Raw genomic sequence first — 25,341 nt, forward strand, 5'->3', positions numbered from 1 at the left:
GGTCGGCTCATGACTCATCGACGAGATCGCACACACGGGCGCGCCCGGGCGGGCCGGCCCCTCGCCCTGCTGGCGCTGACGACGGCCCTGGCCACGGCGGTCGCCGCCCTCCCGGCAGCGGCCCTCCCGGCAGCGGCCCTCCCGACCGTCGCCCGCGCGGCCGACGGGACCGCGCCCACCGGGGCGGCTGCCGCGCACGCCGCGGCGCCCGCACCGGCTCCCCGGCCCGCCCCGGCCCAGCGCCCGAGCGGCGTGCCGGACCTCGGCCCCAACACCTACGTCTTCACCCCGTCGATGCCGCAGGACCGGATCCAGGCCACGGTCGACGCCGTCGCGGCCCGCCAGGTGGGCAACGAGATGGGCAGCGACCGCTACGCGCTGCTCTTCGCGCCCGGCACCTACGGGTCGGCCGAGAAGCCGCTCAACTTCCAGGTCGGCTACTACACCGAGGTCGCCGGGCTCGGGCAGAACCCGGACGACGTCACCATCAACGGCTCGGTCTACGTGCGCAACCAGTGCAGCGCCGAGGGCAGCTGCATCGCGCTCAACAACTTCTGGCGCTCGATGAGCAACCTGACGATCAACGTCACGACACCCGACTTCGGCTGCTACTCCGGGCAGTTCTGGGCCGTCTCGCAGGCCGCCCCGCTGCGCCGGGTGCACGTCAAGGGCCAGACGACGCTCATGGACTACTGCACGGGCCCGTCGTACGCGAGCGGCGGCTTCATCGCCGACTCCCGCTTCGACGCCACCGTCATCAGCGGTTCGCAGCAGCAGTTCTTCACCCGCAACAGCGAGCTCACGGGCTGGAGCAACGGCGTCTGGAACCAGGTCTTCTCCGGCACCGAGGGTGCCCCGGCCGAGTGCTTCCCGGCTGCGGCCGAGTGCGGCGGCCCCTACACCACGGTCGCCGAGACCTCGGTGAGCCGCGAGAAGCCCTACCTCTACCAGGACGCCTCGGGCACCTACCGCGTCTTCGTGCCGGCCGCCGCGACGGCGAGCCGCGGCACGACGTGGGCCGACGGCCCGACGCCCGGCCGATCCGTCCCGCTGAGCGACGTCTTCGTCGCCCGGCCCTCCGACTCGGCCCGCGCCATCAACCGGGAGCTGGCGCGCGGACGTCACCTGCTGCTGACCCCCGGGGTCTACCACCTGGACCGGACGCTCGAGGTGCGCCGGGCCGGCACGGTGGTGCTCGGCCTCGGGCTCGCCAGCCTGACCCCGACCCGCGGCCAGGTCGCCATGCGCGTCGCCGACGTGCCCGGCGTCGACGTCGCGGGCATCACCTTCGACGCGGGCCCGGTCTCCTCGCCGGTGCTGCTGCAGGTGGGCTCGGGGCACGGGGGCAAGGGCAACGGCCACGACCGCGACCGGTGGAGCCGGGCGAGCGACCCGACCGCCCTGCAGGACGTCTTCTTCCGCATCGGCGGCCCCTACCTGGGCAAGGCGGGCGTGAGCCTGCTCGTCAACAGCGACCACGTCGTGCTCGACGACATCTGGGCCTGGCGGGCCGACCACGGCAACGGCGTGGGCTGGACGCAGAACACCGCCGACACCGGTCTCGTCGTCAACGGTGACCACGTGACGGCCACCGGCCTCTTCGTCGAGCACTACCAGAAGACCGAGGTCGTCTGGAACGGCGAGCACGGCGAGGTGACCTTCTTCCAGAACGAGCTGCCCTACGACCCGCCGAACCAGGCGGCCTGGCGGTCCGCGCCCGGCCACGACGGCTACCCGGCCCTGCTCGTGACGAAGCGGGTCAAGCACTTCTCCGGCACCGGCATGGGCTCCTACAGCTTCTTCAACCAAGGGGTCGACGTCTTCGCCGAGAACGCGTTCGAGGTGCCCCGCACGCCGGGCGTGCGCCTGCACGACCTGCTGACCGTCTTCCTCGACCCGACCAACGGCAAGGGCGGCATCCGCCACGTCGTCAACGGCGTCGGCGGCTCCTCGACGACCGCCAACCCGAGCACACCGGTGACGGTCGTCGACTACCCCTGACGGGCACGCCGGGGCCGTAGGGTGAGGCGATGACCGCCGACCTCACCCCGGCCCCGGCCGACGTCGCCTCCGACCTGGCCCCCACGGGCGTGCTCCGTGCCTCGATCAACCTCGGCAACCCTGTTCTCGCGCAAGGCGACCCGTCCGATCCGCGCGGTGTCACGGTCGACATCGCGCGCGAGATCGGGGCCCGCCTCGACCGGCCGGTCGAGCTGCTGTGCTTCGACGCCGCCCGCAGGTCGTACGACGCGATGGCGAGCGGTGCGGCCGACATCTGCTTCCTCGCGGTCGACCCGGCGCGCGAGGAGGAGGTTGCCTTCACCGCGCCCTACGTCCTCATCGAGGGCGTCTACGTCGTGCGGGACGGCTCGCCGCTGCGCACCGTGGCGGACGTCGACGCGGTGGGGGTGCGGGTCGGGGTCAAGACCGGGTCGGCCTACGACCTGCACCTGACCCGAACCCTCGAGCACGCCGAGCTCGTCCGCGGCGACGAGGGCGTCGACGTCTTCGTCGGCGAGGGGCTCGAGGTGGGTGCCGGCATCCGCGAGCCGGTGACGGCCTTCGCCGCCGCTCACGACGGACTACGGCTGCTCGACGGCGCCTTCATGCAGATCCGCCAGGCCGTCGGCACGACCCGCTCGCGGTCACCGCAGACCGTCACCTTCCTCCGCGACCTCGTCGAGGAGCTCAAGACGACGGGGTTCGTCGAGCAGTCGCTGGCCCGCTCCGGCCAGGCCGGCGTGACGGTCGCCCCGCCGGCCTGACGCCGCACCCGGCACGCGGCACCCGGCAGCCGGCAGCCGGCAGCCGGCACGTCAGCCGACACCTCAGCCGACGCGCGGTGGCTCGAGACCGAGCGCCGCGCTCTCCTCGTCGGAGAAGAGCCGGGAGCGGATGAGGAAGCGCACGCCCTCGGGCGCCTCGACCGAGAAGCCGCTCCCCCGGCCGCGCACGACGTCGACGGTGAGGTGCGTGTGCTTCCAGTACGCGTGCTGTGCCACCGACATCCAGAACGGCACCGGTTCCGGCAGCCCGTCGACGACGAGGTCGGCGAGCCGCACGTCGGCCTCGCTCGTGCGGAAGTCGCCGGCGGGGAAGCACATCGGCGAGCTGCCGTCGCAGCAGCCACCGCTCTGGTGGAACATCAGCGGCCCGTGCAGGCCGGTGAGGCGGCGGAGCAGGTCCGCCGCCTCACCGGTCAGGTCGACCCGGCTGGGGGAAGCCGGGGGCTCACCGGGCCGACCCGTCTCGTGGGACACGGTCACGTCCCGGTCAGAAGAACCCGAGCGCGTCGGGCGAGTAGGAGACGAGGAGGTTCTTCGTCTGCTGGTAGTGGTCGAGCATCATCTTGTGGTTCTCGCGCCCGATGCCCGACTGCTTGTAGCCGCCGAACGCGGCGTGCGCCGGGTACTGGTGGTAGCAGTTCGTCCAGACCCGACCGGCCTTGATGCCCCGGCCCATCCGGTAGGCCCGCGAGCCGTCGCGGGTCCAGACGCCGGCGCCGAGGCCGTAGAGGGTGTCGTTGGCGATCGACAGGGCGGCCGCCTCGTCGTCGAAGCTCGTCAGCGACACGACCGGGCCGAAGATCTCCTCCTGGAAGATGCGCATCGAGTTGTCTCCCTCGAAGACGGTCGGCGCGACGTAGTAGCCCTCGGCCAGGTCGCCGTCGAGCACGTTGCGGTCACCGCCGGTGAGCACCTTCGCGCCCTCCTGCCGGCCGATGTCGAGGTAGGAGAGGATCTTCTCGAGCTGGTCGTTGCTCGCCTGGGCACCCATCGTCGTCTCGGTGTCGAGCGGGTTGCCCTGCTTGATCTTCTCGACGCGGGCCACGGCGTCGGGCACGAAGTCGCCGTAGATCGAGCGCTGCACGAGTGCGCGTGACGGGCAGGTGCAGACCTCTCCCTGGTTGAGGGCGAACATCGTGAAACCCTCGAGTGCCTTGTCGTAGAAGGCGTCCCGCTCCTGCGCCACGTCATCGAAGAAGACGTTGGGGCTCTTGCCGCCCAGCTCCAGGGTGACCGGGATGATGTTCTGCGAGGCGTACTGCATGATGAGCCGGCCCGTCGTCGTCTCGCCGGTGAAGGCGATCTTCGCGATGCGGGGCGACGACGCGAGCGGCTTGCCGGCCTCGACGCCGAAACCGTTGACGACGTTGAGCACCCCCGCCGGAAGGAGGTCCCCGACGAGCTCGACGACCTTGAGGATCGACCACGGCGTCTGCTCGGCGGGCTTGAGCACGACGCAGTTGCCGGCGGCCAGCGCCGGCGCGAGCTTCCACACGGCCATGAGGATGGGGAAGTTCCACGGGATGATCTGGCCGACGACACCCAGCGGCTCGTGGAAGTGGTAGGCCACCGTGTTCTCGTCGATCTCGCTGCTCGAGCCCTCCTGTCCGCGGAGGACCCCCGCGAAGTAGCGGAAGTGGTCGACGGCGAGGGGCAGGTCGGCGGCGAGCGTCTCGCGCACGGCCTTGCCGTTCTCCCACGACTCGGCCACGGCGAGCGCCTCGAGGTTCTCCTCGATGCGGTCGGCGATCCGGTTGAGCACGAGCGAGCGCTCACCGAGACTCGTGCGGCCCCAAGCGGGTGCGGCCGCGTGCGCGGCGTCGAGGGCGGCCTCGATGTCCTCCTCGGTGCCGCGGGCGACCTCGCAGAACGGCTTGCCGTTGACGGGCGACACGTTCTCGAACCACAGGCCCTTCTTCGGGTCGACCCAGTTGCCGCCGATGAAGTGGCCGTAGCGGTCGAGCACGGTGACGAGCGAGTCCGGCGAGCCGGGCGGGGCGTAGACGGTCATAGCGTTCTCCCAACATCCTTGGTGGTGCCCTCTGCGGAGGGGGTTGGCCAGACCGTAGGCAGGGCAACGTTGCAACCACGTTGCGTCACGGGCGAGCCGACGGCGCCGGGCGGCATACGGAAGCCGGCCCGCTGCGGGTCAGGGGGCGCCGAGCTCGAGGTCGAGGCGCTGCAGCTGATTCTGCACGAGGGGCATGAGGGGCGAGCCCGGGCCGAGCAGCCGGGCCTGCGCCTGCCACATGTCGTAGTCGTCGCTGCCGGAGGCCGAGCGCGTCCACGCCGACATCAGGTCGGCCCGTCCACTCGTCAGGACGGCCCGCCGCAGCGTGCCCTCGACGCTCTCGCGCAGGCGCACGACCCCGGGCGCGCTCGAGCGCGGCAGGAGGGGGCCGCGGTAGGCCCGCATGGCGCTCGCCACGTCGCCCGCGGCGAGGTGCGCCTCGACCCCCAGCCAGTCGCCCGCCAGCTCGGCCACGAGGCGGTAGGGCCGGGAGGCGAGCAGGTCCTCACCGAGGAGCCCACGCAGCCGGCCCATCTCGACGCGCAGGGTCGAGGCGCTGCTGTCCTCCTCGTAGAGCAGCACCGCGAGCTCGTCCCCCGAGAGACCCCGGGCGGCGGACGCGAGGAGCAGCAGGATCTCGCTGTGCCGCGGGCTGAGCCGGATCGTGCGCCGGTGACCGCGCCCGTCGTCGACCGTGAGCAGGGCGTCGGTGCGCCCGAGCGCCTCGATGAGCACCGACAGGCCCCCTGCCGACGGTGGTGGCGCCGGCTTCGAGCGGCTCCGGACGAGTAGCTCACGAGCCAGCTCCGACTCGGCCATCCGCGCGGCCGCCCGCACCATCGCCGTCGTCTGCGGCACGACGATGTCGTCGCCTCCGGTGATGTCGAGCACGCCGAGCACGCTGTGGTCGGTGGGGTCGTGGATCGTCGTCGCGGCGCAGCTCCACCGCTGCACCGACCGGCGGAAGTGCTCGGCGCCCACGACGTTGACCGAGCGGTCGAGCCGCAGGGCCATGCCGGGCGCGTTGGTCCCCGCGAGCCGCTCGTCCCAGTTGCTGCCCTCGACGAAGCCGATGGCCTCCGCGCGGCGCAGGACGCTCGGGGTGCCGCAGACCCAGAGCAGCTGACCGGCCGCGTCCGAGACCGCCATCACCGCGTCGCAGTCGCGGGCCGCCTGGCCGAGCACGTCGTCGAGGAGCGGAAAGACCCGGGCGAGCGGGTGCGCCTCGCGGTGGTCGCGCAGGGCGTCCGGGGGCAGCGTGATCGGGGCGTCGACGGCGTCGACCTGCACGCCCGCCGCGGCCGACCGCAGCCACGAGTCGGCCACGTGGGCACGGACCCCGGCGCTCTCGGCGTCAGCAGGCATGTGCTGATCAGGCATGTGCTGATTGTGCACACGGACGGGCCGGCGGTGGACGGGGTTGGACGAAGGGGTGGTCAAGTGCGGCGATGAGGCGCACCATGAAGGGACCCCGCCCACTGGTTCCCGAGGGAAAGTCCGAGGAGCGACGATGTCACGACGAGCCCCCTTCGTGCCCGACGGTGTGCCGGTCCTGTCGCGAGGCCGGCACCGGAGCGCGCGCAAGGGCGCCTGCTTCATGGAGATGGCATCCTTCCTCGCCGGTGAGCGCTGGAGCGACCACCCCGCGTGCACGCACCCCGTGCTCGCGACGATGGCCCGCTGCGTCAACGACCTGCTCGACGACACCCAGCGCCAGCGCCTCGTGACGATGATCCCGGAGGTCGTCGGGCTGCACCCGGACGACCGCCGCGTCGGCACCGCGCTCGTGCTCACGGCCGCGCGCGCCGCGCTGCCCATCTGTGCCGAGGAGCGCCAGAACGTCATGGCGCTCGCGATCCTCAACGCCGAAGGCGTGCTAGCCGAGCAGGACGGTCGCGCCGCCGGCCAGCTCTCCGACGCCTCGCGGGCCGCCCTCGCGACGGCCCCGGCCGCCGAGCGCTGGGCGCGGGTGCACCTCGCCCGCACCGGCTTCAACGCGATGGCCTCCCGGCCCGCGCACGCGGCCAAGGTCGTCGCCCTCGCCGTCGACGGCATCTCCCGGGCCTGCGTCGACGACACCGAGGACCGGCTCGTCGCCCTGCTGCGCGACGGCATCGACGTCGTGGCGACGTTCGACTCGCTGACCCCCGCACCCGTGCCGCAACCCGCCGCCGGAAGGCGTGTCGACGCCGACCACGCGCCCACCGCCTCGAGCACCGCCCGGGTTCCCCTGGTCTGACGCCGCCGGCTTGTGCCCTTATGTCGTGCACCGCACGACATGGGCGAGTTCGCCTGTGCCCCATGGTGATCGCACTATCCGCGTTCGCCGTACACCGACCTCCCCGGGTCGGGATACTGCCAACGCAGGGTCTTCGCCGATGGGGGTCACATGTCAATACCGGTACGCACCCACGCCCGCCGCCGCCGCCTCACCCGTGCCGGCCTCACCGCCTCGGCCGTCGCCGCCCTCCTCGCGGTCGGCGTGGCGCCGTCGCTCGCGTCACCACCGGGATCGGGCGGCCCCTCGTCGCCCGCGAGCGCGGTGGCGCCCACGTCGCCCGCCCCACCGCCCCCACCCGCGCCACCCGGTGCGGCCGGGACGACGCGCACGCCCAAGCCGGCGCACGCGACGGTCCCACCCGGCAGCTCGCGCACCGAGATCGAGGTCAAGTTCCGGGAGGGCTCGGGGCTGCGCCTGCTCGGCGGCGCACTCGTCGGGCTCGCGCCGTCGCGACTTCCCGCCGGCCTGGAGCGCCGCGGGCCGGCGGCCAACGCGTCCGACGTCGCCAAGGTGCGCGCCGTGCTCGGCCCGCGCGGCGCGACGATCCGGCGGCTCATGGCCAGCAGCGCGGCCGACCTCGACGCCGCCGCGGCCCGCAGCGCGGGCACCGCGAGGGCAGCCCAGTCCGACCTCAACCTCTGGCACCGCGTCACGCTGCGCCCCGGCACCGACGTCGCGGCCACGATCGACGCCCTCAACGCCCTCGACGTCGTCGAGATCGCGTATGCCGCTCCCCTCCCCGTCCGACCGCCCGTCACCCCCGACTACCGATCCCGCCAGGGCTACCACTCGCCGGCGTCCCTGTCGGGCATCGACGCCAACTACGCGTGGACCGTCGCCGGGGGCACCGGCGGCAACGTCCGGGTGCACGACATCGAGTACTCGTGGAACGGCACGCACGAGGACCTGACGAAGCTGCGCACGTCGTTCTACCCCAACGGCACCGCCGTCGACCCCTTCGCCGGGTCGATGGGGCTGCACTCGAAGGACCACGGCACCGCGGTCGTGGGCGAGATCGTCGGTGACTCCAACGCCTTCGGCGTGACCGGGCTCGTGCCGGCCGCGACGATGCAGGTCACCAACGCCTCGAGCACGGCCGGGTACACCCCGGCCAGCGCCATCGCGGTCGCGACGTCGGTGCTGCGCCCCGGCGACGTCATGCTCATCGAGCAGCAGACCGGTGGCCCCAACGGCTGCGACGCCAACCAGGTCGGGTGCGTCGCGCTCGAGTGGATCCCCTCGGTCTACGACGCGGTGCGCAACGCGACCTCCCGGGGGATCATCGTCGTCGAGGCGGCGGGCAACGGGTGGCAGAACCTCGACTCCTCGATCTACGGCACGACCTTCCCCCAGGGCAAGGCCGACTCCGGCGCGATCATCGTCGGGGCCGGTGGCGCCCCGGGATGCCACGGGGCCCGCACCCGGCTCGACTTCTCGAACTACGGCCGCCGGGTGAACCTGCAGGGCTGGGGCGAGTGCGTCACGACGACCGGCTACGGCGACCTCTTCGACGGCGGGTCGAACGCCTGGTACACCGCCACCTTCGGTGGCACCTCGAGCGCCTCGCCGATCGTCGCCAGCGCAGCCGCCGCGCTCTCGAGCGTCGCGAAGTCGCGCGGCCTGCTGCTCACCCCGCAGGACGTGCGCGCCCGCCTGCAGGCGACGGGCACGCCGCAGACCGCAGGGCTGTCGGGCTCCATCGGCCCGCTGCCCAACCTCCGTTCCGCCATCGCGGCCCTCGGCACGGCGGGCGACACCACGCCGCCCACCGTGGCCGCCCCGCGCTACTACACGTCCTTCGGCACCCAGCTCGGCACGACCGTCAACGTCACCGGGGCCTGGTCGGCGACCGACGCCGGCGGCATCGCGGCGTACAAGGTCTACGTCAGCACCAACGGGGGCGCCTGGGTGCCCCAGGCGCTGTCGAGCGCGACGGCGACGAGCAAGCAGTGGCTGCTGACGCCCGGCAGCACGTACCGGATCGCCGTGGCGGCGCAGGACCGCGCCGGCAACTGGAGCCCGTACCGCTACTCGCCGGTGTTCCGCGTGGCGGTCTTCCAGGAGAACTCGTCGTTCGTCACCTACAGCGCGGGCTGGCTGCGGGCGGCCTACGCCTCCGGCTCGGGCGGCTTCGTCGACGTGTCCGGCACGCGCAACGCCTCCGCGTCGTTCACCTTCACGGGGAGCTCGGTGGCCTGGATCGGCACGCGAGCCACGACTCGGGGTCAGGCGCGGGTCTACCTCGACGGCACGCTGCGCAGCACGGTCGACCTCTACGCGGCGAGCACGCTCCCGCGGTCGGTGGTGGTCTCCTACTACTGGCCCACGCCGGGCACCCACACGATCAAGGTGGTCGTCGACGCGACCGCGACGCGGCCGAAGGTCGACGTCGACGCCTTCACCCTGATCGGCTGACCACGCGAACCGGCCCGCCACCCTCTGCGTGCAGAGTGACGGGCCGGTCGGGACGCCGTCGCGTCAGCGGGTCTCGCGGAAGTCGACGTGCTCCCCGGCCACCGGGTCGAACTTGCGCAGCACGAGCCGGTCGGGCTGGGTGCGGCGGTTCTTGGTGGTCACGTAGCGGAAACCGGTGCCGGCGGTCGACTGCAGGGTGACGACGGGTCGCAGGTCGGTGCGCTTGGCCATGCATGCTCCTCGGGTCTGGGATCGCGCACGATGCGCGACACTGATGAGAACCGTTCTCGGGACGCCGGCATTCCCGGACGCGACGGAGCCCCCGCCCATCGGGACGGGGGCTCCGCTGCAGGCGGGCGGTCGGCGGCTCAGGCCAGGCCGCTGCTCGCGAGCCAGGTCTTGGCGACCTCGCTGGCGTCCTTCTTGTCGACGACGACCTGCTTGACCATGTCGGCCAGGGACGTCGTGTCGAGCTTGGCCGACACCGCGTTGAGGGTCGCCTTGAGCGCGTCGGCCTTGTCGGACCGGACGAGCGGCACGACGTTGTCGGAGCCGAAGAGGCTCTGCGGGTCGTCGAGGACGACGAAGCCGTTGGCCGCGATCGACGGGTCGGTCGTGAAGATGTTCGCGGCCTTGATCTGGCCGTTCTTGAGGGCCTCGACCGTCGCCTGGCTCTGCAGCGGGCGGAACTGCGAGGGCACGACGTTGTAGACCGACTTGAGGCCGACGAGGCCGCGCTGTCGCGTCTTGAACTCCGGGGGCGCCCCGAGGGTGAGCTCGCTCTGGTGCGCGGCGAGGTCGGGGATCGCCTTGAGCGACCACTGCGACGCGGTCTCCTTGGTGACGGCGATGGAGTCCTTGTCCTCGGCCACCGACTTGTCGAGCACCGTCAGGCCCTGGGGCACGGCCTTCTGGAGTGCCGCGTAGACCTCGTCGGGCTGCGTGACGGTGGAGGCCTTGTCGTAGTACGTCAGCAGGGAGCCGGTGTACTCGGGCAGCACGTCGACCTCGCCGCCGCTGATCGCCTTGAGGTAGGTCTCGCGGCTGCCGATGTTGAACTGGCGCGCGACCGTCGAGCCCTTTGCCTCGAGGGCCTGGGCGTAGATCTCACCGAGCAGGGCCGACTCGGGGAAGTCGGCCGAGCCGATCTTGACCGAGCCCGCGGCGGAGCCGCCCGTCGACCCGCCGGTCGAGCCGCCGCCGGCGCCGGTGGCGGGGGCGAGCGGGTCGCTGCCACCCCCGCACGCCGCGAGGGGGACGGCGGCGGCGAGGAGCAGGCCCGCGGCCAGGAAGCGGGTGCGTGTCATGTTCGGTCCCTTTCGGATGGGGTGCCCGCCGAGGCGGGCGCCTCGTCGGGGACGGCGCCACCGGAGCCGACCAGCGCGGCACGCCGCGGGTCGGGGTCGTCGTGGTGCTCGCCGTCGGGGTCGGGGTCGGACCGGGTGTCCGAACCGGGGGGCGTGTGGTGGCGTGCTCGGGCAACGCGCGCGCCTCGCCCGGAGATTCCCGGGGAGACGGCGCGCGTCTCGAGCAGGGCCAGGGCGCCGTCGGCCACGAGGGCGAGGACGGCGACGAGGATCGAGCCGCAGAGCATCTGGAGGTAGTCGCGGGAGGCGAGTCCGTCGATGAGGTAGCGGCCGAGCCCACCCAGGCTCACCGAGGCGGCGATGGTCGCCGTCGCGATGACCTGGAGCGCGGCGCTGCGCAGGCCGCTGAGGAAGAGCGGGAGCGCGCACGGCGCCTCGACCCGGGTCAGCACCTGCCACCCCGTCATGCCCATCCCCCGGGCCGCGTCGCGGGCGGCCGGGTCGACGCTCTCGATGCCGGCATACGTGCCCGAGAGGAGCGGCGGCACGGCGAGGAGCACGAGCACGGCGATGCTGGGGATGACGAAGGCGAGGTCGCTGGTGATGAGCGGGCCGACGATCATCGAGACGGCGAAGAGCAGCCCGAGCGACGGCACGGCGCGTGCCGCGTTGGCACCGGTGACGAGCCACCGCATGCGGCCGCTGTGCCCGACCCACGCGCCGAGCGGCACCGCGATGACGAGGGCGATCACGAGGGTGATCCCCGTGTAGAGCAGGTGCTCGAGCACGCGGTTGGGCACGCCGTCGGCGCCCTGCCAGTTGGCGGGGTCGGTGAACCAGCCCCAGATCCTGTCGAACGTCATGCGGCCACCGCCCGGGTCCAGGGCGTCAGCAGCCGCGAGGCGAGCTGGATGAGCAGGTCGAAGAGGAGGGCGAGCACCAGGCAGGCGATGATGCCCACCCAGACCTCGGTCGGGAAGGTGCGGGCGTAGCCGTCGGTGAGGAAGTAGCCGAGCTGCGAGACCCCGATGAGCGAGGCGACGCTGACGATGCTGACGTTGCTCACCGCCGCCACGCGCAGGCCGGCAGCGATGACCGGCACCGCGAGCGGGAGGTCGACGCTGCGGAAGCGGGCCACCGGCCCGTAGCCCATGGCGATGGCGGCCTGGCGGGTCGAGCCGTCGACCGAGGAGAGGCCGTCGGCGACCGTGCGGGTCAGCAGCGCCACGGTGTAGACCGTCATGGCGACGATGACGTTGACCGAGTCGAGGATGCTCGTGCCGAGCAGCGGTGGAAGCAGGATGAAGAGGGCGAGCGAGGGGATCGTGTAGAGCAGCCCCGTCGTCGTCAGGAGCACGGTGCGCAGTCGCGGCTGGCGGCTCGCGAGCCACCCGAGCGGCACGGCCAGGACGAGCCCGAGCACGAGCGGCAGCCCCGCGAGCCAGGCGTGCTGCCCGGCGCGCATGAGGATGTCGCCGAGGTGGTCGAGGGCCCAGGTCACCGCGCGGTCGCCCCCTCGGCCGGGGCCCGGTCGCGGCGGGCCTCGATGACGGGCACGACGTCGGCGGCCCGGATCGTGCCGACGAGCCGGCCGTCGGCGTCCGCGACGACGCCGCGGCCGCTCGGCGAGGACAGCGACGCGTCGAGCAGCTCGCGCAGCGACCCGTTCGTGGCCGCGACGGTGCCGCCCCGGTGGAGCAGCTCACGGGTCACCTCGCGCTCGACGGCGGCCGCGCGCACCCACCCGAGGGGCTCCTCGGCGTCGCCGACGCAGAGCACCCAGACGCCGCCGACCGCCTGCACCTCGGCGGCCGTCGCGCCGAGGCGCACCGTCGGCTCGTCGGTGAGGGTCAGCTCGGGGGCCGCGGCGAACGACAGCGCCCGGTAGCCGCGGTCGCGACCGACGAAGCCGGCGACGAAGTCGTCGACCGGGTCGGCGAGCAGCTTGGCCGGCGAGTCGAGCTGGGCCAGCACGCCGCCGACGCGGAGCACGGCCACCTGGTCGCCGAGCTTGACCGCCTCGTCGATGTCGTGGGTGACGAAAAGGATCGTCTTGCCGAGCTCGGACTGCAGCCGCAGGAACTCGTTCTGCAGCTGCTCGCGCACCACGGGGTCGACGGCCGAGAACGGCTCGTCCATGAGCATGACGGGCGGGTCGGCCGCCAGCGCGCGGGCGACGCCCACGCGCTGCTGCTGGCCTCCGGAGAGCTGGGCGGGGTAGCGCCGCGCGAGGGCGGGGTCGAGGCCCACCCGTTCGATGAGCTCCATGGCACGTGAGCGCGCGGTGCGGCGGTCGGTGCCGAGCAGGCGGGGCACCGTGGTGACGTTGTCGAGCACCGTGCGGTGCGGGAAGAGACCGGCGTGCTGGATGACGTAGCCGATGCCGCGGCGCAGCTCGGCCACGTCGAAGGAGGCGGTGTCGCGACCGTCGATGGAGATGGTGCCCGCGGTCGGGGTGATCATCCGGTTGACCATGCGCAACGTCGTCGTCTTGCCGCAGCCGGACGGGCCGACGAGCACCGTGATGCGCCCGGTCGGCGCCTCGAGCGTGAGGTCGTCCACAGCGACCGATCCCCGCCCCGGGTCGGAGTCGGACGGGTCGCCGTAGCGCTTGGTCACGCCCTCGAAGCGGATCATGTCCATCAACGTACCCGCCCGGGCCCACACCGCAGACGCCCCCGACCTCACGGTCAGATGTCGATCGTGGCGCCCCCGCCGTGCACGACCTGTGCGACCACGGCGCCGACGGGTCCCGAACGGGGTTCGCCCGAGCCGCCGAGCTCGCGCGCGAAGGTCGCCGCCACCACCTCGGTCACGAGCGCCGTCCAGAGCCGGGCACGCACGAGCATCGCGTGGTCGGCGCGGGCGACACGCACGAGGGAGGCGTCGAGGCCCTCGCGCTGCATGGCCTCGACCGCCTCGCGGGTGCGCGCGAGCGAGCAGATGACGTCCCGGTCGCCGTGGACGAGCACGGTGCGCCGGCCGGCGCCGGGCCGCGGGTCCCCGGGCTCGACCCACGGCGCGAGCCCGACGACGAGACGCACGTCGGCCTCGTCGCCGACGTGCATCGCCACGCGCCCGCCCATCGAGTGCCCCACGAGGGCGATGGGCACGCCGGGGTATGCCGCCCGCACCTGTCCCAGCGCCCACCGGGCGTCCTCGACGGGCATCGCGTCGCCGTTCCACCCCCGCACGCGGAAGCGCAGCCGGGCGACCGCCAGCGGCCCCGGCACCCGCTTGAGCGCGCGGGCGAAGGGGACGAGCCGGGCGACGTTGTGCGACCACGGCCGGTTCGGCTCGTGGCCCTCGACGGCGCCCCCGTGCATGACGAGGACGACCGCGGCGGCCGCGGCCGGCTCGGCGTCCCACACCAGGGAGGCGACCGGCGTCCGGTCCACGTCGGTCTCCGGTGCCGTGTGCAGCGCGCTCACACCGGGGTGCGGTGGAAGTTCGCGAACGACCGACTGGCCGTCGGTCCCCGCTGCCCCTGGTAGTGCGAGCCGTATGCCGCTGAGCCGTAAGGGTTCTCGGCCGGAGAGCTGAGGCGGAAGAAGCAGAGCTGGCCGATCTTCATGCCCGGGTAGAGCATGATCGGCAGCGTCGCGACGTTGGACAGCTCGAGGGTCACGTGCCCCGAGAAGCCGGGGTCGACGAAGCCGGCCGTCGCGTGGGTGAGCAGCCCGAGCCGACCGAGCGAGCTCTTGCCCTCGACGCGGGCGGCGAGGTCGTCGGGGAGGGTGACCGCCTCGAGCGTCGAGCCGAGGACGAACTCACCCGGGTGGAGCACGAAGCCGTCCTCCTCCGGACCCACCTCGACGAGCCGCGTGAGGTCGGGCTGCTCGGCGGCCGGGTCGATGTAGGGGTACTTGTGGTTGTCGAAGAGCCGGAAGAACTTGTCGAGGCGGACGTCGACGCTCGACGGCTGGACCATGGCGGGGTCCCACGGCTCCAGCACGACCCGCTCGGCGGCGATCTCGGCCCGGATGTCCTTGTCGGAGAGCAGCACGGGACGAGGCTATAACGAGCGTCGGCGAAGAGCCCCGGCCGCTTGCCCGCCGGATGTCGCCGCGCCGCCCTATGGTCGCTCCATGGATCCGACGACGGACGGCAGCACGGGCGGCGCAAGCGGCCTCCTCACCGACTTCCGCACGCTCGTGCGGCGGCTCATCGACGAGATGCCCGCGCACGACGGCGGTCCCCTGCTCGTCGACGCCCTGACCCGCCACCTCGGCACCGAGCCGCACCGGCTCGCCGTCGTCGGGTTCCCCGTCCCGCTGCACCGGCTCGTCGACGCCGACATCGCCCTCGCGGAGGTGAGCGCGGTCGACCCCGGTGCCGAGGTCATCGGGATCGCCGGCGACGCCCGGCACCACATGACGCTCGGCGACCTCGTCCACGAGCGGCACGGTTTCGGCTCGCTCGTGGGCCAGGTCGACTACGACCGGATGCCGACCGGCCCGGGCCCCGACGACCGGCGGCAGGTCGTCACCTCGGGTCTGCGCCTCTTCCGCCTCGACGGCGTCCCCGTCGCGGTGCGCCAGCAGGGCGCGAACCCGCAGTTCGGTCGGGAGACCGGCGCGGTCGAGGTGCTGGCCGTCGACCGCGAAGTCGCCGACGCGCTGATCAGCCGGGTCCAGGAGCTCATGGACGCCCGCAGCGTGCTGCGCGGCCAGGTGCTGACGTTCGGCGCCGACCCCTACGGCCGGGGCATGGCCGGGCTCACCTTCCTCGAGCGGCCCCGGGTCGCCGCGGAGTCGGTCGTCCTGCCCGCGGGGGTGCTCGAGCGCGTCGTGCACCACGTCATCGGGATGGGTGAGCAGCGCGAGCGCCTGCTCGCCCACGGGCAGCACCTCAAGCGCGGCGTGCTGCTCTACGGCCCCCCGGGGACGGGCAAGACGCACACGGTGCGCCACCTGCTGTCGGCGACGCCCGGCACGACCGCCGTGCTGCTGAGCGGGGGCGCGCTCATGCACATCCACGCCGCCGCCAAGGTGGCCCGAGCGCACCAGCCGGCGATCGTCGTGCTCGAGGACTGCGACCTCGTCGCGGAGGACCGGTCGATCGGGATGGGCAGCTCGCCGCTCCTCTTCGAGGTGCTCGACGCCCTCGACGGCCTCGACTCGGACGCCGACGTTGCCTTCGTGCTCACGACCAACCGCGTCGAGGACCTCGAGGTGGCCCTGTCCCAGCGCCCCGGCCGGGTCGACCTCGCCGCGGAGGTGCCGCTCCCGGATGCCGACGGCCGGCTCGAGCTGCTCCGCCTCTACGGTGGCCACCTCTTCGGCGACGAGGCGATGTCCGCGGCCGCCGCCCGCGCCGAGGGCACGACGGCGTCCTTCGCCAAGGAGCTGGTGCGCCGGGCCGTGCTGGCGGCAGCGCTCGCCGACGAGCCACCGGCTGACGACCACCTCGGCCTGGCGCTCGACGGCCTGCTCTCCGACGCGCAGCGCCTGACCCGGAGCCTGCTCGGCGTGCGGGCCGACGGGGACGACGTCGACGGCGGGGGCCCGGACGACGGGGCGCCGTTCGGGCGTCCCGGGCGGGCGTCCCGTGTGCCCGGCTGGTTCGCCTACGCGCCGTCCTCGGGATCGATCCACCCCGGCTGAGGGCGCCGTCGGCGCCGGACCACCCGCACCCTCTCGCCGGACTCGCCGGACTCGCCGGACTCGCCTGCGCGTCGCCCGCCTCAGCCGGCGAAGGCGCGCACCGGCACCCCGGGCACGGCGACGCGGGCGCGGAAGAGGGCGCCGGCCGCCGGCTCCGGGTCGTCGAGGTCCTCCCGCGAGGTCGTGACGAACAGGTCGCGGCCGTCGGGGCCACCGAGCGTGCACGCGGTCACGAGCCGCACCGGCAGCTCGACCTCGTCGACGACCTCGCCGTCGGGGGCGTGGCAGCGCACCCGCCCGGCCCCGTTGAGCGCGACCCACACGTTGCCGGCGGCGTCGACGGTCAACCCGTCGGGGTGGCCCACGTCGTGCGTGACGAACGGCCGCCGGTCGACCAGCTCGCCGTCGACGACGTCGAAGACGTCGGTGCGCCCGGTCGGGGTGTCGTCGTAGTAGGCGAGTCGTCCGTCGGGCGAGAAGTCGATGCCGTTCGAGATCGTCACGCCCGGCAGCACCGTGGTGACGCCACCGTCGGCGTCCACCCGGAAGAGCCGCGCGCTGCCGGGCACGCGGTCGTACCCCATCGTGCCGGCCCACAGGCGGCCCTCGCCGTCGACACCGCCCTCGTTCATCCGCACCGACGGGTCGTCCCAGAGGTCGAACCACGGCGTCGGCAGCGCGTCCGCCTCGTCCGCGCGGGCGAGCCCGCGCTCGGTGGCCACGACCCAGCCCCCGGCGGTGCGCGGTCGCACGAACGCCGCGACGTCGCCCACGTGCAGGCGGTCCACCGAGCCGTCGGCCCGCAACGTCAGCACGTCGCCGGCGAGCATGTCGACCCACCGGAGCCCGCCCCACGCATCCGCCCAGACCGGTCCCTCGCCGTGGTAGCAGAGCGCGTCGGTCAGCTGCTCCGCCCGCATCAGTCCCACCACACCCCGACGTAGTGGTGCCCCGTCGGCACGCCCGGGGCGTCGACGAGCCAGTCGGCCCCCGCTGCCGGTCCCCCGCTGCTCTCGGTGTCGGCCTCGATCGTCAGGCTGTCGACCTCCTCGGGAAGCAGCGTCGTAACGACGGCCGCGCCACTGGCATACGGCCACTCGTCGTCGGGGAAGGTGTCGAACTCCAGGACGTCGAGCTCGATGCGCACGTCGTGCACCTCCGGGTGCGAGCGGAGGTCGAAGAGCACCCGGCGCACCACCTCGAGGGGCACGTCCTCGGGTCGGTTCGGCGCGATGCACCACTCGCAGTCGTTCCCGTCGAAGAACTGCTCGAGCGTGACGGCGACCTGGGCGCTCGCGCCACCGCGTCCCCGGACGTGCTCGACGAAGGCGGTCTGCTTGGCGTGGTCCATGAAGGTGTCGGCCCCTGGGGTCGCGGTCATTGCATCGGCCGGGCGTCGGCTACACTGACGCCGCGTGCCACCGTGCAGGTCCCTTGCGGGCATCCTCCGGCGGCCCGTGCGAGCGTAGCTCAATGGTAGAGCGCCAGCTTCCCAAGCTGGATACGCGGGTTCGATTCCCGTCGCTCGCTCCGACTCACCTCGGGCGAGACCGCCGCGTCACGCCGGCGACGCCCCTGCACGACCGTCGGGACAGCGCCGCGGCACGGCCCGGGAGCCCCGCCGCGGCGCCGACCGTCAGGCCATCCGGCCCGCGACCCAGCTCGTCGTCCAGATCTTCGAGAGCTGCACGCGCTGACCCGGCTTCGGCGAGTGCCACACCTTGCCGCTGCCGGCGTAGATGCCGACGTGGTAGGCCCGGCCGCCCGACATGAAGAAGATGAGGTCGCCCTGCTGCAGGTTCGACTTGCCGATGCGCACGGCCGCGAGGCGCTGGGCGTTGGCGGTGCGGGGGACGCCGACGCCGAGGCGGGTGCGGTAGGTGTAGTAGATGAGGCCGGAGCAGTCGAACGCGGTCGGGCCGGCGGCACCGTAGCGGTAGGGGTCGCCTTGCTGGGCGGCGGCGACCTTGACCGCGGTGCGTCCTCGGGCGGCACGCACGGCCGGGCTCACGTAGGCCACCGGTGCGGCGTCGATGGTGACCGGACCCGAGGCCTCGGCGGCCTGGGCGGCCGCCTGCGGCGCTCCCCGGTCCGCGACCGACGACGTCGGCGCGCCACCCGTCCCGAGCACCAGGGCCGCTGCGAGCAGGGGCGTGACCGTCAGGGACTGCCAGGGGATCCGACGAGCGAGGGCAGAAATGGGCATGGTGAAGTCCTTCCCACGCCTGTGAGGTGAGCTGTCGGGTTCGGGCGGAAGATGCCCGGCCGCAGATGCGGCTTCACCCCGAGGACCGGCGAACCGGCCCGGAAGTGGGTCCCCCACTCCTGTCCGTACGTGTTGCAGGGGCTGCCCCACCGGTGGACAGGATTCGGCGTCCGGTGGGCCACCCGGGGGTGCCCGGGGCGATGACCATCCCACAGACGGTGACAGATTGGTCACGGGAAGGTCGCGAAATGACAGATCTTGGCAACAGTTGCCCAACGAATGGGGTAGTGGACCGACCCCCGTCGACAGACAGTGCCACGGTTTCGGGCCGTCTCCCGGACCCCGACGGGGTAGAGCGGTGGACCGGGCTCCGCCCCGCGGCGCCTGCGCGACGGCCGTGTCAGGCACCTGGGCGCGTCGGTTTTGGACCTGGATGCCCCGGTGTTGCTACGGTAGGCGACGCCTCGCAGGCGTAGTTCAGTAGCAGAACAGCCCTCTTCCAGGGGGAAGACGTACGTGCAATTCGTGCCGCCTGCTCCAGATGCAGTACTCCAGATGCAGAAGGGCCCGGTCACCACGACCGGGCCCTTCTGCCGTCCCCGGGGCGCCCCCACTCCCGCCCGCGCGGCGTCACCGGGCTCGACGCGCATTCGTGACCTCATCGCCTTGCCTTCGTTACCGGCCAGTAGCATCATGGAAGTGACCGGCCAGTAACGTGACGCGCCCGCGGCCGGAACGCGCGGACGCACGACGAGACACAGAACGCGGAGGGTCCCCATGGGCCACTACAAGAGCAACGTGCGCGACCTCGAGTTCAACCTCTTCGAGGTGCTGGGCCGGCAGGAGGTGCTGGGCCGGGGGATCTACGCCGACGTCGACGTCGACGCCGCCAAGGACATCCTCGCCGAGGTCTCGCGCCTCGCCGAGCACGAGCTGGCCGACAGCCTGCTCGACAGCGACCGCAACCCGCCGGTCTACGACGCGGCCACGCAGACGGTGACGATGCCGCCGTCGTTCCACCGCTCGTTCCGCGCCTACGTCGACGGCGACTGGGGCAACCTCGACGTGCCGGCCGAGCTCGGCGGCATGGTCGTGCCGGCCTCGCTGCGCTGGTCGGTCGCCGAGATGGTCTGTGGCGCCAACCCGGCCGTGCACATGTTCACGGCGAGCTACTCCTTCGCCAACCTGCTCTTCCACCTCGGCACCGACGACCAGAAGAAGCTGGCCAAGCACATCGTCGACAAGGCCTGGCACACCACGATGGTGCTGACCGAGCCGGACGCCGGCAGCGACGTCGGCGCCGGGCGCACCAAGGCCGTGCAGCAGCCCGACGGCACGTGGCACATCACGGGCGTCAAGCGCTTCATCACCTCGGCCGAGAGCGACCTCGTCGACAACGTCGTGCACTTCGTGCTCGCCCGCCCCGAGGGCGCCGGCCCCGGCACGAAGGGCCTCAGCCTCTTCATCGTGCCGAAGTTCCACGTCGACCTCGAGACCGGTGATCTCGGCGAGCGCAACGGCGCCCACGTGACGAACGTCGAGCACAAGATGGGGCTCAAGGTCAGCACGACGTGCGAGGTGACCTTCGGCGAGCACGAGCCCGCCGTCGGCACCCTCCTCGGCGACGTCCACGACGGCATCGCGCAGATGTTCAAGGTCATCGAGAACGCGCGGATGTTCGTCGGCACCAAGGCGATCGCGACCCTCTCGACCGGCTACCTCAACGCGCTCGAGTACGCCAAGGAGCGCGTCCAGGGCGCCGACCTCACGCAGATGACCGACAAGTCGGCCCCGCGCGTGACGATCACCCACCACCCCGACGTCCGCCGCTCGCTCATGCTCCAGAAGGCGTATGCCGAGGGCCTGCGCGCGCTCGTGCTCTACACCGCGAGCCAGCAGGACACCGTCAACCAGGCCCAGGCCGGCAACCCCACGGTCGCGCTCGAGCGCGGCTCGGACGCCGAGCTCGCCAACCGCCTCAGCGACCTCATGCTCCCGCTCGTCAAGGGGCTCGGGTCCGAGCGCGCGTGGGTGCTGCTCGGCACCGAGTCGCTGCAGACGTTCGGCGGCTCCGGCTTCCTGCAGGACTACCCGATCGAGCAGTACGTCCGCGACGCGAAGATCGACACGCTCTACGAGGGCACGACCGCCATCCAGGGGCTCGACTTCTTCTTCCGCAAGATCGTGCGCGACAAGGGCCAGGCCCTGCAGCACGTGGCCGGGCAGATGCAGGAGTTCGCCAAGAACCTCGGCGGCTCGCTCGACACCGAGCGCGAGCTGCTCGGCCGGGCGGTCGAGGACGTGCAGGGCATCGTCGGCCACATGATCGGCGACCTCGTCAAGAGCGACCCCCGCATGGGCGGCGACGCGGCCAACCTCTACAAGGTCGGCCAGAACACCACGCGCCTGCTGCTCGCCGCCGGTGACCTCGTCGTCGGCTGGCTCCTGCTGCGCCAGGCGGAGGTCGCCCAGGCGGCGCTCGACGGCGGCGCCTCCGGCAAGGATGCCGACTTCTACCGCGGCAAGGTGGCGGCCGCCTCGTTCTACGCCAAGAACGTGCTGCCCAAGCTCGCCGCCGAGCGCGCCATCGCCGAGGCCACAGACAACGACCTCATGGACGTGCCCGAGTCGGCCTTCTGACCCGGTCCCGGGCAACACACCGAGAAAGACGCAACCCACCGGCATCCGTTGCCGGTGGGTTGCGTCTTTCTCGGTGTGTTGCCGGGCCGGCGGGTCGTCAGAGGGTGCGCTGGTAGGAGGGGCTGAGCTCGACGACGCGGAAGCCGAGCTCCTCGTTGATCGAGACCATCCACGCGTTCGTGTCGTCGTTGCCGGTCACGACGCGCCGGCGCCCCGGGTGGTCGCGCTGCAGGCGCCGCAAATTCTCGAGCTTGACGGCCATGCCGAGGCGGTGGCCCCGGTGGTCGCGGTGCACGAGCGTGCCCCACTGCCAAGCCGTTCCGGGCGCGCCCGACGGCAGCACGAGATCCGTGTAGGCGACGACCTCCCCGCTCGTCCGGTGCACGGCCACGGTCGTCAGCCGCACCCGCCCCTGCGCCCGGAACACCTCGAGGTGCTCCTCGTAGCGCGCCGGCGTCAGCGACTCCTCCTCGAAGTCGATGTCGCCCGTGGGCGCGTCGACCGCCAGCTGGTTCATGAGGGCGCACAGCGAGGGCCGCAGCGCGGTCGGCACGCCGCCCACGTGGGTCTCGAGCACGTATGCCGCCTCGCACCTCTCGCGGGCCCGCTCGGCGTGCCGGTCGAGCACGTCGTCCGGCACCGGCAGCTCGAGGTGGCGCATGATCTCGGTGTTGTTGAGCGAGAAGCCGTGCGCCTCGGCGAACCGCCGCGAGGGGTGGCCGTCGGAGTCGGGCGGCACGAGGAAGTCGACGATCACCGTCGAGCGGTCCTCCTCGCGGACCCGCGCCATGAGGCGCTCGACGAGGGCCGAGCCGGCCCCGCGACCCCGGTGGGCCGGGTCGACCGCGACGTCGACCCAGGCCATCGTCGTGTTGTCCTCCATCGGCAGCCACAGCGTCGCGATGCCGACGGCCTGCCCCTCGTCGACCGCGGCCCACATCTCCATCGGCTCGGCCGCGTCGACGTGCCGCCACTCGACGACCGTCTCGGCCAGTGAGGGCGGCTCGTTCCACGGTCGCTCGTGGCCCTTGCTGGCGCAGAGCACCTCGTGGGCGCGGGCGCACACGGCGTCGTCGTGGACGTCGACGAGGATCGTCTCCATGCCTCGACGGTAGGGGGCCGGATCCGCGGAGCACCAACGAGTTTCGGCGCCGGAGCGCACCAGCCGACGTCAGCACCCGAGGTCACCGGGCCTGGGCGTCTCCCTGAGGTCGGGTCGCCCGCAGCAGGACCAGGCCGAGCCCGAGCACGGCGAAGCCGACGAGCGGGGTGACGTCGGCGACGAGGAAGAAGACGGGCCGGTTGCCGAGCACGTCGACCCCGACGATCGAGACGACGAGGATGCCGAAGAAGAGCACGGCGGCCGCCACGGCAGCCAGCGGGTCGGCCCACGGTCGCGCCGGGGTCCGCGGGCGCGCCGCGCGCGACGGGCCGGCCGGGCGCGACGGGCCGGCCGGGCGCGGGCTGCGGTCGAACCGCACGAACACCGCGACGAGCACGGCCGTCACGGTCGCGAGCACGGCGAAGAGCAGCGGCCGCGTCAGCCACCACGCGAGGGTGCCCGTCGCCGGCTGCGACACCCCGACGGCCCGCGTCACGAGCAGCACCGTCAGGAGCGCGGTCAGGTGCCAGAGGAACGCCGTCATGGCGAACGGTCCGGCCACCACCACGGCGCGCCAGGCCGACGGCCGCGCGAGCACGCGCGTCATGAGCGGGCGCAGCAGCACGGCGAGGCCGCAGATGCCGAGACCCTGGGCGAGCAGGGCGACGGTCGGCGGCGCCATGTTCGAGACGGCCTCACCGGGCAGCCCGACCATCGAGACCGGGTAGGGCCCGAGGCCGACGAGCAGGCCCATGGCGGCGAACCCGCCGACCGCCATGCCCCATCCGCGTCTGATCGTGAGCAGGTCGTCGCGCCAGGCGAATCCGAGCTGGTGCAGCGCGAGCCACACGAGGGCGAAGTTGAGGTTGCCGACGAGCTCGGGGCCTCCCCCGAACCGCACCAGGTCGACGAGGCAGGCGGCCGTGACGAGCCCCGCGACGACGCCCAGACCCCAGCGCCGGTGCAGGTCGCGCATCAGCGGGGCGAAGGCGCACGCCCCGAGGTAGATCCCGACGAACCAGAGCAGCTGCGGCACGAGCACGAGCGCCTCGCGGGCGATCCGGCCGGCGTCGCCCGGCCGGGAGGTCAGTCCCGTGAGGTCGGCCGCGGCGCCGATCGCCGCCCAGACGACGAGGAACGCGAGGGTGGGGCGCAGCAGGCGCAGGGCGCGCGCCCGGAAGAACGCGGCATACCGGCCCCGGCCCACGGGGTGACGGCGCTCGAGCGACTCGAGGGTGTGCGCGTGCGCCACGCCACCGACGAGGAAGAAGAGCGGCATGACCTGGAGCAGCCAGGTGAGGGGCTGCAGCGCGGGGACCTCGGCCAGGGCGTTGGCGATGCGCCCGTCGGGAGTGATGTCGACCATGAGCCAGTGCCCGAGGACGACGACGAAGAGCGATCCGACCCGGAGCAGGTCGACCCAGCGGTCGCGCCCCTCGGGCGTCGCGGCGGCGATCGCCTCCGCCGAACCCGGCACGGCACGTGCGGGGTCGGACGCGCGGGACCGGGGGCGGGTCTGGCTCACCCACCCATCGAAGCACGGGTGGCGGCCCGGGCAGGTGAGTTCGCCTGCTCAGGACGTCGTCCACCCGATCGCCTACGGCCGCACCGCGCTCGGGTCGGCCGGCAGCGCGGCGCGGGGCCGTCAGAGGGCGCCGTCGCGCCGCTCGACGCGCTGCTCGACGACCTCGTCACCGTCCCCGTCGACGTGACGCTCGACGCGGCGCTCCACGACGTCCGGGGCGCCCCGGCGCTCGGTCACGGTGGTGTGCTGCGTGCGCGTGCGCTGGGCGTTCATGACGAGCGCGAGCACGATCGCGAGCGCGCCGCCCAGCATGAGGATGAGGCCGATCGTGTTGCCGGTGCTGCGCGAGAGGTCGAGCACGCTGCTGTCGACGTTCGTGAAGTAGAAGATGGCGCCGACCACGAGCAGGAAGATGCCGAGTCCGATTCCCATGACCACTCCTTGACTGGGGGCACGCCACGTCGCGAGCCTGGGCAGGACATACCCGCCCGGGGCGGGGCCCGCTCCCGAGGTGCCGCTCGGGTGTTCGATCTGGGTGTTCGACCTGGGTGTTCGACCTGGGTGTCCGACCGCTCAGGCGGGCCGGGAGGCGCGACGGCGCCCGACCACACGGCTGACGCCCGCGAGCAGCAGCAGGACGAGGCCGGCACCCACCGCGACGCCGATCTCGGCGTAGAGGTTGCGGGCCGCGAGGCCGTAGGCGGTGTCGGCGATCGTGCGCGCGACGGGCGGGGTCACGCGTCGCATGAGCGGCTCGCGCGCCACCATGACGCCGAGGGCGAGGCCGAGCGCGAGCACGACCCAGCCGGCACCGACGGCGGCGGCCACCGCGCGCCGACGCCGGGCGAGCGCGACGGCGAGCAGCGCGAGGACGGCCACCGCGGCAGGCGCCCACGGCCCCACGGCGTCGGCGAACCGGTAGACCTGCTGGGCCGTGCGGAGGTCGTCGGCCCTGACGAGCGGGATCGTCACCACCGGGGCGAGAGAGGCGGCGTCGGTGACCCCGAACCGCTCGAGCGTCGAGGTGAGCGCCGGGACGGGGATCGCGACCCGCACGGCGACCCGGCCGTCGGCGTCGAGCTGTGTGTCGGCGCGGCCCTCCATGACGGCGAGGAGCTGGGTGTGGACGGCACGGATCGCGCTCGTCCAGGCCGCGGCCACCTGCGGGCTCGCGACGACCGTCGCGGCCTGCGTGCGCAGCGGTCCCTCGAGGGCCTGCTCGACGGCGGGTCGCAGCTGCACGGCGCCGAGGACGCCGTCGACGATGCCGTCGGTCAGCGCCTCCTGCACCTGGGGCGTGCTGACGACGGGTTTCAGCTCCTCGACGAAGACGTCGGTGCGGGTCAGCAGCACCGACGCCCAGAAGGCGACGAGAGCGACCGGCAGCAGCACGACGGCGAGGACACCGCACAGGCTCGACACGACGGAGCGGCCGGCACCTCCGGGACGCTGCGACACCATG

At 73.0% G+C, this 25,341-nt stretch carries 23 protein-coding genes, 2 tRNA genes and 1 riboswitch; of the genes, 8 read left to right on the plus strand and 17 right to left on the minus strand.

What is annotated here, in order from left to right:
- Positions 1-9 precede the first annotated feature (9 nt).
- Complete coding sequence (locus ABT295_RS13015; RefSeq protein WP_352394831.1) at positions 10-2,001, plus strand: pectate lyase-like domain-containing protein; 1,992 nt, start codon at positions 10-12, stop codon at positions 1,999-2,001.
- Positions 2,002-2,030: 29 nt separating this feature from the next.
- Positions 2,031-2,765, plus strand: a complete 735-nt coding sequence (locus tag ABT295_RS13020) for a transporter substrate-binding domain-containing protein (protein WP_352394832.1) — start codon at positions 2,031-2,033, stop codon at positions 2,763-2,765.
- A gap of 63 nt (positions 2,766-2,828) precedes the next feature.
- Here the strand turns inward: ABT295_RS13020 and ABT295_RS13025 are convergent, their stop codons facing one another.
- From ABT295_RS13025 to ABT295_RS13035, 3 genes are all read right to left on the minus strand, one after another.
- Positions 2,829-3,266, minus strand: a complete 438-nt coding sequence (locus ABT295_RS13025) for a DUF779 domain-containing protein (protein ID WP_352394833.1) — start codon at positions 3,264-3,266, stop codon at positions 2,829-2,831.
- Between the two features lie 7 nt (positions 3,267-3,273).
- A complete protein-coding gene (gene exaC, locus ABT295_RS13030; protein ID WP_352394834.1) occupies positions 3,274-4,797 on the minus strand; it encodes an acetaldehyde dehydrogenase ExaC in 1,524 nt (507 codons plus the stop codon).
- A gap of 138 nt (positions 4,798-4,935) precedes the next feature.
- Positions 4,936-6,177 carry a GAF domain-containing protein gene (locus ABT295_RS13035; protein WP_352394835.1) on the minus strand — a complete coding sequence of 414 codons (1,242 nt, stop codon included), beginning with the start codon at positions 6,175-6,177 and terminating at the stop codon, positions 4,936-4,938.
- A gap of 130 nt (positions 6,178-6,307) precedes the next feature.
- Here ABT295_RS13035 and ABT295_RS13040 point away from each other — a divergent pair, with 130 nt between their 5' ends.
- Entirely contained in the window at positions 6,308-7,036 is a 729-nt protein-coding gene (locus tag ABT295_RS13040) for a hypothetical protein (protein WP_352394836.1), read from the plus strand.
- Between the two features lie 150 nt (positions 7,037-7,186).
- The gene (locus ABT295_RS13045) at positions 7,187-9,493 is read left to right on the plus strand and encodes a S8 family serine peptidase (RefSeq protein WP_352394837.1); all 2,307 of its coding nucleotides are present in this window, start codon (positions 7,187-7,189) and stop codon (positions 9,491-9,493) included.
- A 63-nt stretch (positions 9,494-9,556) separates the two neighbouring features.
- Here the strand turns inward: ABT295_RS13045 and rpmG are convergent, their stop codons facing one another.
- The 7 genes from rpmG to dcd form a co-directional block, all read right to left on the minus strand.
- Positions 9,557-9,724 carry a 50S ribosomal protein L33 gene (rpmG, locus tag ABT295_RS13050; protein ID WP_352394838.1) on the minus strand — a complete coding sequence of 56 codons (168 nt, stop codon included), beginning with the start codon at positions 9,722-9,724 and terminating at the stop codon, positions 9,557-9,559.
- A 137-nt stretch (positions 9,725-9,861) separates the two neighbouring features.
- Positions 9,862-10,800, minus strand: a complete 939-nt coding sequence (locus tag ABT295_RS13055) for an ABC transporter substrate-binding protein (RefSeq protein WP_352394839.1) — start codon at positions 10,798-10,800, stop codon at positions 9,862-9,864.
- Positions 10,797-11,663, minus strand: coding sequence for an ABC transporter permease (locus tag ABT295_RS13060; protein ID WP_352394840.1), 867 nt, complete (start codon positions 11,661-11,663; stop codon positions 10,797-10,799). Before ABT295_RS13060 ends, ABT295_RS13055 begins: the two co-directional genes overlap by 4 nt.
- A complete protein-coding gene (locus tag ABT295_RS13065; protein ID WP_352394841.1) occupies positions 11,660-12,301 on the minus strand; it encodes an ABC transporter permease in 642 nt (213 codons plus the stop codon). Before ABT295_RS13065 ends, ABT295_RS13060 begins: the two co-directional genes overlap by 4 nt.
- On the minus strand, positions 12,298-13,437 hold the full coding sequence (locus ABT295_RS13070; protein ID WP_352394842.1) for an ABC transporter ATP-binding protein: 1,140 nt from the start codon (positions 13,435-13,437) through the stop codon (positions 12,298-12,300). The genes ABT295_RS13065 and ABT295_RS13070 overlap by 4 nt, the downstream gene beginning before the upstream one ends.
- A gap of 53 nt (positions 13,438-13,490) precedes the next feature.
- Entirely contained in the window at positions 13,491-14,198 is a 708-nt protein-coding gene (locus ABT295_RS13075; RefSeq protein ID WP_352394843.1) for a serine aminopeptidase domain-containing protein, read from the minus strand.
- A gap of 29 nt (positions 14,199-14,227) precedes the next feature.
- Entirely contained in the window at positions 14,228-14,806 is a 579-nt protein-coding gene (gene dcd, locus ABT295_RS13080) for a dCTP deaminase (RefSeq protein WP_352394844.1), read from the minus strand.
- 82 nt (positions 14,807-14,888) lie between these two features.
- On the opposite strand from dcd, the gene ABT295_RS13085 reads away from it, so the two are divergent.
- The gene (locus ABT295_RS13085) at positions 14,889-16,406 is read left to right on the plus strand and encodes an AAA family ATPase (protein WP_352394845.1); all 1,518 of its coding nucleotides are present in this window, start codon (positions 14,889-14,891) and stop codon (positions 16,404-16,406) included.
- 80 nt (positions 16,407-16,486) lie between these two features.
- Here the strand turns inward: ABT295_RS13085 and ABT295_RS13090 are convergent, their stop codons facing one another.
- Together ABT295_RS13090 and ABT295_RS13095 are read right to left on the minus strand one after the other, a co-directional pair.
- Positions 16,487-17,326, minus strand: coding sequence for an SMP-30/gluconolactonase/LRE family protein (locus ABT295_RS13090; protein WP_352394846.1), 840 nt, complete (start codon positions 17,324-17,326; stop codon positions 16,487-16,489).
- The gene (locus ABT295_RS13095; RefSeq protein ID WP_352394847.1) at positions 17,326-17,787 is read right to left on the minus strand and encodes a YfbO family protein; all 462 of its coding nucleotides are present in this window, start codon (positions 17,785-17,787) and stop codon (positions 17,326-17,328) included. Before ABT295_RS13095 ends, ABT295_RS13090 begins: the two co-directional genes overlap by 1 nt.
- A gap of 78 nt (positions 17,788-17,865) precedes the next feature.
- Between ABT295_RS13095 and ABT295_RS13100 the strand changes: the two genes are divergently transcribed.
- A tRNA-Gly gene (locus ABT295_RS13100) sits at positions 17,866-17,936 on the plus strand.
- 106 nt (positions 17,937-18,042) lie between these two features.
- Here the strand turns inward: ABT295_RS13100 and ABT295_RS13105 are convergent.
- Entirely contained in the window at positions 18,043-18,612 is a 570-nt protein-coding gene (locus ABT295_RS13105; protein ID WP_352394848.1) for a C40 family peptidase, read from the minus strand.
- Between the two features lie 4 nt (positions 18,613-18,616).
- Positions 18,617-18,791, minus strand: a riboswitch (cyclic di-AMP (ydaO/yuaA leader).
- A gap of 287 nt (positions 18,792-19,078) precedes the next feature.
- Here ABT295_RS13105 and ABT295_RS13110 point away from each other — a divergent pair.
- Both ABT295_RS13110 and ABT295_RS13115 read left to right on the plus strand, forming a co-directional pair.
- Positions 19,079-19,152 (plus strand) — tRNA-Gly (locus tag ABT295_RS13110).
- A gap of 237 nt (positions 19,153-19,389) precedes the next feature.
- Positions 19,390-21,252 carry an acyl-CoA dehydrogenase gene (locus ABT295_RS13115; RefSeq protein ID WP_352394849.1) on the plus strand — a complete coding sequence of 621 codons (1,863 nt, stop codon included), beginning with the start codon at positions 19,390-19,392 and terminating at the stop codon, positions 21,250-21,252.
- Between the two features lie 97 nt (positions 21,253-21,349).
- Here the strand turns inward: ABT295_RS13115 and ABT295_RS13120 are convergent, their stop codons facing one another.
- The 4 genes from ABT295_RS13120 to ABT295_RS13135 all read right to left on the minus strand — a co-directional run bounded on the left by ABT295_RS13120 (position 21,350) and on the right by ABT295_RS13135 (position 25,340).
- Positions 21,350-22,354, minus strand: coding sequence for a GNAT family N-acetyltransferase (locus tag ABT295_RS13120; RefSeq protein WP_352394850.1), 1,005 nt, complete (start codon positions 22,352-22,354; stop codon positions 21,350-21,352).
- An 82-nt stretch (positions 22,355-22,436) separates the two neighbouring features.
- Positions 22,437-23,879, minus strand: coding sequence for an acyltransferase family protein (locus tag ABT295_RS13125; RefSeq protein ID WP_352394851.1), 1,443 nt, complete (start codon positions 23,877-23,879; stop codon positions 22,437-22,439).
- Positions 23,880-23,999: 120 nt separating this feature from the next.
- Entirely contained in the window at positions 24,000-24,311 is a 312-nt protein-coding gene (locus ABT295_RS13130; RefSeq protein ID WP_352394852.1) for a DUF6458 family protein, read from the minus strand.
- A gap of 141 nt (positions 24,312-24,452) precedes the next feature.
- Positions 24,453-25,340, minus strand: a complete 888-nt coding sequence (locus tag ABT295_RS13135; RefSeq protein WP_352394853.1) for a hypothetical protein — start codon at positions 25,338-25,340, stop codon at positions 24,453-24,455.
- Between the last annotated feature and the right edge of the window lies 1 nt (position 25,341).

This window comes from Terrabacter sp. NPDC000476, assembly GCF_040300125.1.
GTDB lineage: Bacteria > Actinomycetota > Actinomycetes > Actinomycetales > Dermatophilaceae > Terrabacter.